This is a genomic window from Nocardiopsis sp. NPDC058631 (genome assembly GCF_042716955.1).
Lineage (GTDB): Bacteria > Actinomycetota > Actinomycetes > Streptosporangiales > Streptosporangiaceae > Nocardiopsis.
On the sequence record NZ_JBHXQY010000005.1, the window covers coordinates 1 to 12,111 of the forward strand.

General features: G+C 76.4%; 6 protein-coding genes. 5 read left to right on the plus strand and 1 reads right to left on the minus strand.

Annotation, left to right across the window (positions count from 1 at the left end):
* Positions 1-174: 174 nt before the first annotated feature.
* From ACFWTE_RS03435 to ACFWTE_RS03450, 4 genes are read left to right on the plus strand one after another with little or no spacing between them, the layout of a single operon-like run.
* Entirely contained in the window at positions 175-1,794 is a 1,620-nt protein-coding gene (locus ACFWTE_RS03435; RefSeq protein ID WP_378777573.1) for a TIGR02677 family protein, read from the plus strand.
* The gene (locus ACFWTE_RS03440; protein ID WP_378777575.1) at positions 1,788-2,999 is read left to right on the plus strand and encodes a TIGR02678 family protein; all 1,212 of its coding nucleotides are present in this window, start codon (positions 1,788-1,790) and stop codon (positions 2,997-2,999) included. The genes ACFWTE_RS03435 and ACFWTE_RS03440 overlap by 7 nt, the downstream gene beginning before the upstream one ends.
* A complete protein-coding gene (locus ACFWTE_RS03445; RefSeq protein ID WP_378777577.1) occupies positions 2,996-7,294 on the plus strand; it encodes a TIGR02680 family protein in 4,299 nt (1,432 codons plus the stop codon). Before ACFWTE_RS03440 ends, ACFWTE_RS03445 begins: the two co-directional genes overlap by 4 nt.
* Positions 7,285-8,535: a TIGR02679 family protein gene (locus tag ACFWTE_RS03450; RefSeq protein WP_378777579.1), complete on the plus strand. Its 1,251-nt coding sequence runs from the start codon at positions 7,285-7,287 to the stop codon at positions 8,533-8,535. The genes ACFWTE_RS03445 and ACFWTE_RS03450 overlap by 10 nt, the downstream gene beginning before the upstream one ends.
* Positions 8,536-8,542: 7 nt before the next feature.
* Here the strand turns inward: ACFWTE_RS03450 and ACFWTE_RS03455 are convergent, their stop codons facing one another.
* Positions 8,543-10,237, minus strand: coding sequence for a hypothetical protein (locus ACFWTE_RS03455; RefSeq protein WP_378777581.1), 1,695 nt, complete (start codon positions 10,235-10,237; stop codon positions 8,543-8,545).
* Between the two features lie 328 nt (positions 10,238-10,565).
* Between ACFWTE_RS03455 and ACFWTE_RS03460 the strand changes: the two genes are divergently transcribed.
* Positions 10,566-12,014, plus strand: a complete 1,449-nt coding sequence (locus ACFWTE_RS03460; RefSeq protein WP_378777583.1) for a DUF2786 domain-containing protein — start codon at positions 10,566-10,568, stop codon at positions 12,012-12,014.
* The last annotated feature ends 97 nt before the right edge of the window (positions 12,015-12,111 follow it).

Consider the following 12,111-nt stretch of genomic DNA (forward strand, 5'->3'; position numbering starts at 1 on the left):
TCGTACCCGCATCAGTCACTTCGCAGCGCTTCGCCCCGCCGAGCAACAGCTCGACGGGGCGACGTGATCAGGACCCCGAAATAGCCAACAGCATCCCCCCGTGGGGAGGCCCTGGGGGCGGCATCCACCGCAACCAGACCCCGCCGGGACCCGCGATCGGCGATACTGGAACAGATGCCCTCACCATCGTCTCCACCACCGGGCGGACCCCCGGGGCCGGACTCCGCCTCCGGCCACCACAGCGCGTTCGCCCACCTCAACGCACCCAACGCCGACCTGTACCGCGCGGTCATGGCCGAGTTCGTCCGGGCCAAGGAGCAGTTCCGGGTCCACCTGCGCCCGGAGGAGGTCCACACCGGCCTGCCCGAGGCACTGCGCCCGCCCACCGCCGACCCCGTCGCCGACGCGCTCGCCAGACTCGCCCTCTGGGGCAACCTGCGCCAGGACCCCGACACCGAGCGGGTCACCGCCGTCGAGGACTTCTACCGCCGCCGCCACATCTACCAGCTCACCCCCGCGGGCGAGGCCGTCGAACGGGCGCTGCGCACCTACGACGAGGCACTGGGACGGCGCGGCTCCCTCCAGACCGTCGCCCTGGCCGACATCGCCACCCAGCTGCGGGCCCTGCTGGAACTGGCCGGGCAGGACGACCCCGACCCGGCCGTCACCTACCTGACCCTGCGCGGACTGGTGGACCGGTTCACCGGGCTGGCCGACAACGCCAGCGCGTTCATGGGGTCCCTGCAGCGCACCATCGACCTGCACGACGCCGACGTCGACGCGTTCCTGGCCTACAAGGACCGGCTGATCTCCTACCTGGAGCGGTTCATCGCCGACCTCATCACCCGGGGGGCCGAGATCGCGGGCGTGCTCACCGAACTCGACGGCGACGGCACCGACCCCTCCCCGGCCGAACGCCTCCTGCGCGTGGCCGCCCTGCGGGAGGCCGCCGACGCGGCCCCCGGCCAGGGGGACGGCGACGCCCCGCCGCAGGACTCCCCGCAGTTCCGGGAGGCCCTGGAATCCTGGCTGCGCCGCTGGGAGGGCCTGCGCTCCTGGTTCGTCTCGGCGCCCGACCGCCCCGCCCAGTCCCAGCGGCTGCGCGTCAGCGCCCGCAGCGCCATCCCCCAGCTGCTGCGCGTGGTCTCGGCCATCAACGACCGGCGCACCGGCCGCTCCGACCGGTCCGCGGACTTTCGCGCCCTCGCCCGCTGGTTCGCCCAGGCGCCCGACGACGACGCCAGGCACCGGCTGTGGCGGACCGCGTTCGGCCTCCACCCCTCCCGGCACCTGACCGTGGACGCCGCCACCGTCGACGCCCGCGAACAGGACCAGGTCCCGGCCGGCACGCCGTGGGCGGAGGCCGAACCGCTCACCATCAGCCCCCGCCTGCGCCGTACCGGCAGCTACGAGCGGCGCGGGCGCTCCCGCAAGGTCCTCGACCGCAGCGAGGAACGCCGCTACCTCGCCGAGCTCGCCCACAAGCAGGCACGCGAGATCGCCGCGGCCCGCGCCCGGCTGGCCACCGACGGCACGGTGCGCCTGTCCGCACTGGGAGAACTCGACCCGGTCGCCTTCGGCCTGTTCCTGCAGCTGCTCGGCGACGCCCTGGCCCGCTGGGGTCCCGGAACCACCCAGGCCACGGCGACCAGCAACGACGGAACCATGGAGATCCACCTGAGCGCCATCGAGGACGGGGGCACCGCCACCGTCCACACACCCGGGGGGACGTTCAGCGGCCCCGACCACCTCGTCCGCATCACCGACGCGACCGGGGGAGGGGCGGCTTGGTAGGCAGCGCCTCCCACGACCTGGACCTGGCGCGGCTGCACCGGGCCGCCCGCGCCCTGCTGCGCCGCCCGCTCCTGCGGGCGACCGGCGACGACGCCGACTTCCGGCTCGTACGCGAGCACGCCGCCCGGCTCCGCGCCTGGTTCGACCGCAACACCGGGTGGACCCTGCACGTGGACGCCGAGACGGTGCGCCTGCGCAAGGTCCCCGGCAACCCCCACGACCCCACCCACCCGGCCAGGGAGGAGGGCCGGGGCCGCCTGGTCTTCGACCGCCGCCGCTACGTCCTGCTGTGCCTGTCCCTGGCCGTCCTCGAACGCGCCGAGGCGCAGATCGCCCTGGGGCGCCTGTCCGAACAGGTCATCCTGGAGGCCGCCGCCCCCGAGTTCGAGGACGTCGCGTTCACCCTCACCACCCGCGACGAGCGCCTGGACCTGGTGGCCGTGGTCCGCCTGCTGCTGCGCCTGGGCGTGCTCGGCCGCGTCGCCGGGGACGAGGACGCCTTCGTCCGCTCCTCCGGCGACGTGCTCTACGACGTCGACCGCCGCGTCCTGGCCGGAATGCTCGCCGGTGCGCGCGGGCCCTCCACCGTCACCGACACCGACCCCGCCGACCGGCTGCGCGCCCTGGCCGAGGACTCCGTCGCCCACCACCTGGACAGCGACGACCTGCGCAACACGGCCATCCGCCACCGCCTCACCCGCCGCCTCCTCGACGACCCCGTGCTCTACCACGACGCGCTCACCGAAGAGGAGCGCGCCTACCTCACCAGCCAGCGCGGCGCCATCACACGCCGCATCACCGAACTCACCGGCCTGGTCCCCGAGGTGCGCGCCGAGGGTGTGGCCATGGTCGACCCCGACGACGACCTCACCGACGTGCGCATGCCCGAGCAGGGCACCCAGGGGCACGCCACCCTGCTCCTGGCCGAACACCTGGCCGCCGCGCACGGCCCCGTCACCGTCGAGGACCTGTGCGCGCGGGTACGCGAACTCGCCGCCGAGCACGCCTCCTACTGGTCCAAGTCCGCCCGCACCCCCGGCAACGAACCCGAACTGGTCGCCCAGGCCCTCGAACGGCTCCGCGCCCTGGGCCTGGTCGAACCCGCCGCCGTCGACGGGCGGCCCGCGGTCGTAGGCCTTCCCGCACTGGCCCGCTACGCCGTCGCCGCACCCGTCGTCACCACACCCAAGGGAGGCACCCCGTGACCGCACCGCTGCCCGAACCCGGTCGAGAGCGCTGGCAGCCACTGCGCGTGGGCGTCGTCGACCTCTTCTACTACGAGGACGAACAGTTCTGGTTCCGTGACGGCCGCCTGCTGCTGCGGGGCAACAACGGCACGGGCAAGTCCAAGGTCCTCGCCCTGACCCTGCCCTTCCTCCTGGACGGCGAACTGTCCGCCCACCGGGTCGAACCCGACGGCGACCCCAAGAAGCGCATGGAGTGGAACCTGCTCCTGGGCGGCGAGTACCCGCACGGCGAACGCCTCGGCTACGCCTGGATCGAGTTCGGCCGGCGCACCGCCGGGGGCGGCACCGAGTTCCGCACCCTGGGCTGCGGACTCAAGGCCGTGTCCGGGCGCGGCATCGCCCGCCACTGGTACTTCTCCACCCCGCAGCGGATCGGCTCCGGGGACGGCCGGATCAGCCTCCTCGACGCCACCCGCACCGCCCTGTCCCGTGACCGCCTCGCCGACGCCGTCGAGGGCCACGGCATGGTCTACGACCGCGCCCGCGACTACCGGCGCGCCGTGGACGAGGCCCTGTTCGGCCTGGGCGAACAGCGCTACGGCGCCCTCGTCGACCTGCTCGTCCAGCTGCGCCAGCCGCAGCTGTCCAAGCGCCCCAGCGAGACGGCCCTGTCCAAGGCGCTCACCGAGTCGCTGCCGCCGGTGGACCAGGCGGTCATCGCCGACGTCGCCGAGGCCTACCGGGAACTGGAGGACGACGAGACCGAGCTCAACGCCATGACCGACGCGGAACGGGCCGCCTCCGCCTTCCTGGGCCACTACCGCGACTACGCGCGCGCCGCCGCACGCCGGGCGGCCCGCCCGCCCCGCACCGAACACTCCCGCTACGAGCGGCTCACCACCGCACGCAACGAGGCCGAGACCGCCCGCGCCGAGGCCGAGAGCACCCTGGCGCACGTGGAGGCCCGCACCACCGACCTGGCCGAACACGTCGCCCGCCTGCACAGCCAGGACCAGACCCTGCGCCGCAGCCCGGAGATGGACAGCGCCCGCGACCTGGACCGCGCCCGCGTCGAGGCCGAGCGGGCCGCCGAGCGCGCCACACAGGCCGCCGGCGACGCGGCCCGCGCCGGCCAGGACGCGGCCCGCGCCGAACACCGGCGCGACCAGGCCCGGCAACGCCTCGACGGCGCGGCCCAGGACCTGGGCGCCGCACGAGAGCAGGCCGCACGGGCCGCCGCGCGGGCGGGCGTGGAGGCCGGCCACCGCCACGGCGTCGACGCACCACTGGCCCCCGGGCGGGCCCACGGCGCCGACCCCGCAGCGCCCGACCGCACCGGCGACGGGCCAGGAGCCGACCGCCCCGGCACCCCGCCCCCCGCCGAGCACGCCGAGCACTCCGAGCACTCCGAGCACGCCGACCACTCCGACCGCCGCGAGCCCCGGGCCCGGGAGGCCGCCGAGGCCCTTGTCGAGCGCCGCACCCGCGCCCTCGACCACACCGCCGACCTGCTCGGCGCCGCCGAGCGCACCAGGGCCGAGCACCGGGGCGCGCTCCAGCGCCTGGAGGACACCGAAGCCGAACTCACCGAACTGGCCGACCACCGCGCCGGCGCCGAGCAGCACCTGGCCCGGACCGCCGAGGCCCACGTCCTGGCCGTGCGCGACCACCTCGGCGGCTGCCAGGAGCTGCGCCCCGACGACCCCGAGTCCACCCTCGACCTGGTCGCGGCCTGGGCCACCACCCTGGACGGCCCCGACCCGGCCCGCGTGCGCGCCCGCGAGAGCGCCCAGCAGGTCGAGGCCGACCTGGCCTCCCAGGAGGCCGGACTGGGCCTGGCCGACACCGCGCTGCGCCGCGACCGCGAGTCCCTGGAGGCCGAACGCCGCACCCTGGCCTCCGGAGGCCAGGGCGCACCCCCCGCCCCCCGCACCCGCACCGCCGACCGCGCACCCGGCCGCCCCGGCGCGCCCCTGTGGAAACTCGTCGACTTCGCCGACCACCTCGGCCCCGCCCCCCGCGCACTGCTGGAGGCCGCCCTGGAGGCCTCCGGGCTGCTGGACGCCTGGGTGGGCCCCGACGGGACCCTCACCGACCCCGCCGGCCACGACGTGCGCGCCCTGCCCGGCGACCCGGTCGACGGCCCCCACCTGGGCACCCTGCTGCGCCCCGCCATCGATCCGCACGACACCGACGCCCGCGCCGTCACCCCCGACACCCTTCGCGCACTCCTGGCCGGGATCGGCGTCGGCCCCGACACCGGCGCCGCCACCTGGGTCGGCACCGACGGCGCGTTCCAGACCGGTGTGCTGCGCGGCACCTGGGCCAAGGACGAGGCCCGCCACCTCGGCGAGGGCGCCCGCGAACAGGCCCGCCGCGACCGCCTCGCCCAGATCGCACACGAACTCGACGACCTCGCCCGCCGGGCCGAGGACGTCCGCAACGGACTCCAGGCGCTGGCCCGCCGGCGCACCGCCCTGCGCGCCGAACTGGCCGCCCTGCCCGACGACACCGGCCTGCGCGCCGCCCACGCCGCCGTCGCGGACGCAGTCCGCACCGTCATCGCCCTCACCCGCCGACGCGACGAACGCGCAGCCCGCGCCGACCAGACCCGACAGGGCCGCCAGGACGCCGAACGCGAACTCGCCGACACCTGCGCCGAACTCGGCACCCCCGCCGACCCCGCCGACCTGGCCGCGCACCGCGACGCCCTCGCCGCCTACCGCGTCGCCCTGGCCGGGCTCTGGCCCGCGGCCCGCGCCCACACCGAGGCCCTGCGCGGCCTGGCCGACGAGCACGGCGAGGCCGACCGCGCCCGCGACGTCGCCGCCGACCTGGCCGAACGCGCAGAACAGGCCCGGCTGGAGGCCGGCGCCGCCGACCAGCGCCACACCACCCTCGGCGAGACCGTCGGCGCGGCCGTCGCCGAACTCAACCGCAGGCTCGCCCGGGTCGAGGCGGACCTGAAGGCCTCCCGGGCCCGGGAGAGGGACCTCGCGCAGGCCCGCGCCGAGGCCCTGGACCAGCGCGGCCGCGCCGCCGGGCGCGTCGAGACCCTGGACGCCGACATCACCGACAGCGTCCGGGCCCGCGCCGAGGCCGTCGAGGGCCTGCGCGCCTTCGGCGCCACCGGGCTGATGGCGGTGGCGCTCCCGGACCTGGACGTCCCCGACCCCGGACAGCCCTGGGCCGCCGACCCGGCCGTGCGCCTGGCCCGCACCCTGGACCGCGAACTCGACGGCGCCGACGACTCCCCCCAGGTCTGGGACCGGCTCCAGAAGAACCTCTCCCAGCAGTTCAAGAACCTCCAGGACGCCCTGTCCCGGCACGGGCACGGCGCCACCTCCTGGCCCGAGGCCGGGGTCATCATCGTCCGCGTCACCTTCCAGGGCCGCGAGCAACCCGTGCCCGAACTCGCCGGCGCCCTGGCCGCCGAGGTCGCCGCCCGCCGCGCCCTGCTCTCCGCCCGTGAGCGCGAGGTCCTGGAGAACCACCTGCTCACCGAGGTCGCCGGGACCCTCCAGGACCTCATCGCCACCGCCGAACGCCAGGTCCTGCGCATGAACGGCGAGCTCAAGGACCGGCCCACCAGCACCGGAATGCGGCTGCGCCTGTCCTGGAGGCTGCGCAAGGACGCCCCCGAGGGGGTGGACACCGCCCGCGACCGGCTCCTGCGCCAGACCGCGGACGCCTGGTCCCAGGGGGACCGGGCCGCCGTCGGCGACTTCCTGCAACGCCTCATCGAGCAGGAACGGGCCAAGGACCCCACCGGGTCCTGGTTCGACCGGCTCGCCCGCGCACTCGACTACCGGTCCTGGCACCACTTCGCCGTCGAACGCCACCAGCACGGCCAGTGGAACAGCGCCACCGGCCCGGCCTCCGGCGGCGAACGGGTCCTGTCCGCGTCGGTCCCCCTGTTCGCGGCGGCCTCCTCCTACTACGCGACCGCCTCCAACCCGCACGCGCCCCGCCTCATCACCCTGGACGAGGCGTTCGCCGGGGTCGACGACGACTCCCGCGCCAAGTGCCTGGGGCTGCTGCACGCCTTCGACCTGGACGTGGCGATGACCAGCGAACGGGAGTGGGGCTGCTACCCGCAGGTCCCCGGTCTGGCCATCGCCCAGCTGTCCCGGGTGGACGGGGTCCCCGCCGTCCTGGTCACCCGCTGGGAGTGGGACGGCCGCGAACGCACCCTGGCCGCCGACCCCGCCGCGTCCGACCCGGCCGGGGCGGACCCGGGCGCCGGCACCGATACCGGCTCCGACCCGGACACCGGGGGCCGGGACGACGCGCAGGAGAGCCTGTGGACCTGACCGGCCCCGACCTCCCCCGGCTGCGGCGCCTGCTCGGCGGCCCCGGGACCGCACGCCTCCTGGCCCGGCTGCGCCGCCGCATGGAGGACGGCACACCCCTGACCGGCACCCTCACCCTGAGCAGGGTGGGCGAGGGCGAACGCGCGGCCGTGGAGTCCCTGCTCGGCCGGCGCCCCGGAACGGGCACCTCCCTGAGCGTTCCCCTGGACACCCTCGACACGGTGCTGCGCTCCAGCGCCGCCAGCCCCGACGGGCTGGCGGCGGCCGTGATCCTGCTGACCGGGCCCGTGCGCTCCCGCAGGGAGGCGGACGACGAGCGCGAACGCGCCTGGGCCGCAGCCCTCGCCCCGCTTGAACAGGTGTGCGAAACCAACGGGGCCCTCGCGCGCTGGTGCGCCCGCGTCCGCTCCGACGGCCGTATCCGCCGCCTCACCGCCGACAACGACGACGCCGCGCGCCTGGTGCGGACGGTGGCGCGCGCCGTCGCCGCGCTCCCCGCCGAGGGCGTGGCCCTGTCGGAGTTCGCCGCCCGCACCCTGGGCGACGCCCACGCCCTGGACGACGACCGCCCCGCCACCGGCCTGGTCCTGGGCGCCGCCCGGGCCCTGACCGACCAGCCCGAGGGCGGCGGGGCTGCCTGGCGCCGACGCGTGTGGGCGGCGGTGGGCGTGCTCAAGGACGAACTCTCGTCGACCGTCCTGGCCCTCAACCTGCCCGGCGACCCCGCGACCGCCACCGGCCGCGCCCTGGCCGCGCTGGGGGAGGCGGGACAGCCCGCCGTGCTCACCCTGCGCCAGCTGGCGGGCGAACCCGCGCACACCCGCTGGTCCGGCACGACCGTGTCCGTGTGCGAGAACCCCGCGGTGGTCGCCGCCGCGGCCGACCGGCTGGGGGAGCGCTGCGCGCCCCTGGTGTGCCTGCAGGGCCAGCCCAGCGCGGCCGCACTGGCACTGCTGCGCCAGGCGGTGGGAGGCGGGGCGCGCCTGCGGGTCCACGGCGACTTCGACTGGGGCGGCGTACGCATCGCCACGGGACTGGCCCGCCACGTCGCGTGGCAACCCTGGCGGTTCGGCGCCGCGGACTACCGGGCGGCGGTGAGCGGACGGGGGCGGCCGCTCACCGGCACACCGGCCCCCACCGGTTGGGACCCCGGCCTGGCCGGGCTGATGGAGCAGCACGGGCGCCGGGTGGAGGAGGAGACCGTGGTCGGGGAACTGCTCGCCGACCTGGCGCGGGACTGACCCGGGGTCAGTGCCGGTTCGGGCCCGGGTCCCGGTGCCGGCCCCGGCCGCGCCACGGGTTGGTGGGCCCGCGCCGGAACCAGTTGCGGACACGGAACCGCTCGCGCTCCCCGGTGCGGTCGCCGCCGGCGCTCTCCGCGGTGTCCTCCGGGCGCACGGGCGGTGCCGGGGCGGGCCCCGTGACCTCCGAGGTCCGGGACCGGGCCGGGTTCCGCAGGTCCGCGGAACGGGGACCGTGCCGCCCCCGCGACGGCGCGACCGCTCTGGCGCGGACGGCGTCGCGGGCCCTGGCCGCGGTCGACGCGTCCGGGTGGTGGCGGCCGATCGCGTCCAGGACCGGGAGCGTGTCGGGGTGCTCGGGGCTCCACAAACGGTCCGTGTCGTCCAGGACGAGCTGTTCGATGTCCGGCGCGCCCTCGGCGGAGAGGAAGGGCGACGGGTCCTCGGGGCTGCGTTCCGCGGCCGCCGCGATCATGTCGATGACGATCCAGTGCCCGCGCCCGGCCATGAGCCGGTCGGTGTCCTCCGAGGACAGCATCCCCGAGGCGAGCAGGACGATGGCCGCCAGGCTCACCACGGACGGGCGGTCGGAGAACAGGAGGGCGCGCAGTTCGGGCTCGATCTCCGAACTGGTGGCGTCCAGCACCTTCGTCCCCGTCCAGCGCCGCAGCGCCTGACCGGGGCCGCAGGCCACGGCGACGATCTGGCCGAGCGCCTCGGCCGGGGTCCGCCCGTCCAGCCACGGGCCGATCTCCGCGAACAGGTGCTCGTGCGGCAGCGCCTCCAGGGCGTCGAGGAACTCCGCAGCCCCCGCACCGGCCAGGCTGCCGACGAGCGGGGCGGGGACGCCCTCCTCCTCCAGGAGGCGGCGCACCCCGTACCTGCCCAGGGGCGTCAGCTCGACCGTGGGGACACCGCGCCCGGTAGACCCAGAGGTCTCACCCGCCCCCGGTTCCGCCGCGGTACCCGGCCCGTCCGCCTCCGCGGCCAGGTGCACACCACCGGTGGCGTGCACCAGGCGCAGGGCCCGCAGGACCCGTGCGGAGATCCGCCGCCGGTCCCGCGGCGAGAGGGCGTCCGAACCCGGCTCCCCGCCGAGCGTGCCCAGAACCGACCGGAGCAGCACCGAGAACGGCACACGGAACCCGTCCGGCGCCTCGTAGAGGAAGCGCAGGGCGGTGAGGACCGGACAGGGGGCGTCGCCGCCGGAGCGGGAGAACCCGGTGCCGGCGGCCTCGTCCCGGGCGCGCCCGACGGAGGCCCCGAACACACCGGACCACCAGATCAGGACCTGACCGGGATCGCGGACCCGCTCCTCCAGGTCGGGTGCCGGCCCGGCCCAGTCGGCGGTCGCCTCCAGCAGGCCCAGGCGCACGGCGGTCCTCCAGGGCAGCGCGAAACTCGCGGCTTCGGCGGCAGCGGCGCCGCCCCGGTCCTGCTGCTCGGTGCGCGCGGCGGCCGCCGTGTCGAGGCCGTGCGGCCACAGCCCCAGCGCCTGGATCGCCGCGTGGGCGTCGTCCGGGTACGGCAGGCCCCCGGGGGTGAGGGGGATGGCGGGAGCACTCCAGCGGGCCAGGCGCAGGGCGTCGCGGAGCAGGGGTGTGGTCAGGGCGGCGCTCGCGAGGGCGTCCGGCGGCAGGAGCGACACGGGTCTGGCCGAGGACGGCTCCCGGCCCTGGGCCGGCCGGTCATGAGAGGGCATGTTCGCTCCGGGTCTCCTTGCGGTGGGCGGACATCCCTTCTACCTCTCCGGAGCACCGCCGTGGGGCGGTTTCGCAAACACCGCCGGTCAGGCTTGTCGACGACGGTGTTCCGGGCCCCGGCCAGGGGGCGGCGCGGGGGAGGAAGAATGCCCGGCCTCGTCCGCGGGGGGCCGGTTCGTCCCGGGTGCGCGGACCGCGCACGGCCGCGGTGGAGAACCCCCTCCCACAGCACCCGCGGGAGGCCGGAGCGTCACGACTCGGGAGGTGTTTTCCACAGCACACGAGCGGTACCCGGTCCGGTCTGCCACCATGTCCGGGGAGGTGCGGATGGGCACGGACAACAGGGACCGCCGTCAGGCCACGCGCAGGAAGGAGCGTGAACACAGGCGCCACCGCTCGGCGGCACAGACCGGATCGGGACCCGGGGCACAGACCGGATCGGGACCGGGCCCCCAGGCGGGTCCGGGATCGGCATCGCAGGCAGGACCGCAGGCGGGACCGGGACCGGGCGCGCAGGCCGGACCGCCGCCGTCCGGACAGTACCGGCAGGGCGACGCCGAACGGGTCCTGGCGCTGGTCGGGCAGGCCGTCCAGGCCTTCCACCACGGACGCTCCGGCCCCGCCCAACGCGTCGTCGGCCTCCTCGCCGCGGGCACCACCGGGTGGCGCACCACGGTCGACCGCGTCCTGTTCGCCGAACTCCAACAGGCCGTCTCCCAGGTGTGGCCCCGGGGCTGGCAACCCGCCGAACTGGTCCGCGGCGCGCGCCGCGAGACGGGTGAGGTGGGCTCCGCCCTGACCGCCGACCTCGTGGTGGCCCAGCACCGGAGCTACGCCGCCGCCCGCGTCGCACCGGAGTGGGCGGACCAGGTCCGCGCCCTGGGCGAACCCTGGTGGGACCGGGACGCCGACCACCCGCAGCTGTTCGCCGAACGCCACCGGCTACGGCGCGTCGCAGCCCTGGACACCGCACTGCGGGTCCTCACCTTCCTGTACGCCGTGCCCCCGCTCCAGGTGTTCTGCCCCCTCCCGGGCCGCGCCCGCACCTCTCCCACCGGCGCCACCACCCGCGCCGACCCCGCCAAACTCGCCCGCATCCGCGCCCTCCTGGCCAAGGCCGAGGCCACGGAGTTCCCCGAGGAGGCCGAGGCCCTCTCCGCCCGCGCCCAGGAGATGATGGCCCGGCACAGCATCGACCACGCCGCGCTCGCCGCCCAGGCGGGGACCACGGGGGACACCCGCGGCCGCCGCCTGCCGGTGGAGGCGCCCTACGAGCAGCACAAGGCCTCCCTGCTCTCCGTGGTCGCCGAGGCCAACCACTGCCGCTCGGTGTGGCACAAGGACCTGGGTATGTGCACCGTGATGGGCGCCGCCGGGGACGTGGACGCGGTCGAGCTCCTCTTCACCTCGCTGCTGCTCCAGGCCACCAGGGCCATGCGCCAGGCCGGGGTCACCCGCGACGCCTACGGCCGCTCCACCACCCGCTCGTTCCGCACCTCGTTCCTGGCGGCCTTCACCACGCGCGTGGGCGAACGGCTGGCGGAGGCCGCCGTCGCCGGACGCGGACAGGCTGTCGACGAGTACGCCGAGTCGGGCACCGACCTGGTGCCGGTCCTGGCCCGCAGGGAGCGCGAGGTGGAGGAGGCGTTCGCGAAGGCCTTCCCCGAACTCGTGGAGATGCCCGTCGCCAGCCCCTCCAACGCCGACGGGTGGTCGGCCGGGCGCGCGGCGGCCGACGCCGCCGACTTCGGCGTCCGCGACCCGCTGGACGGGTGACGCGCTGGACCGGGCGCCCTTGCCTGCGGGGGACCGGCTCCTGCGGGGACCGGCCCACCGAACCCCCTCTCGGAGTCACCCTCAAGGGCGAGAGTGA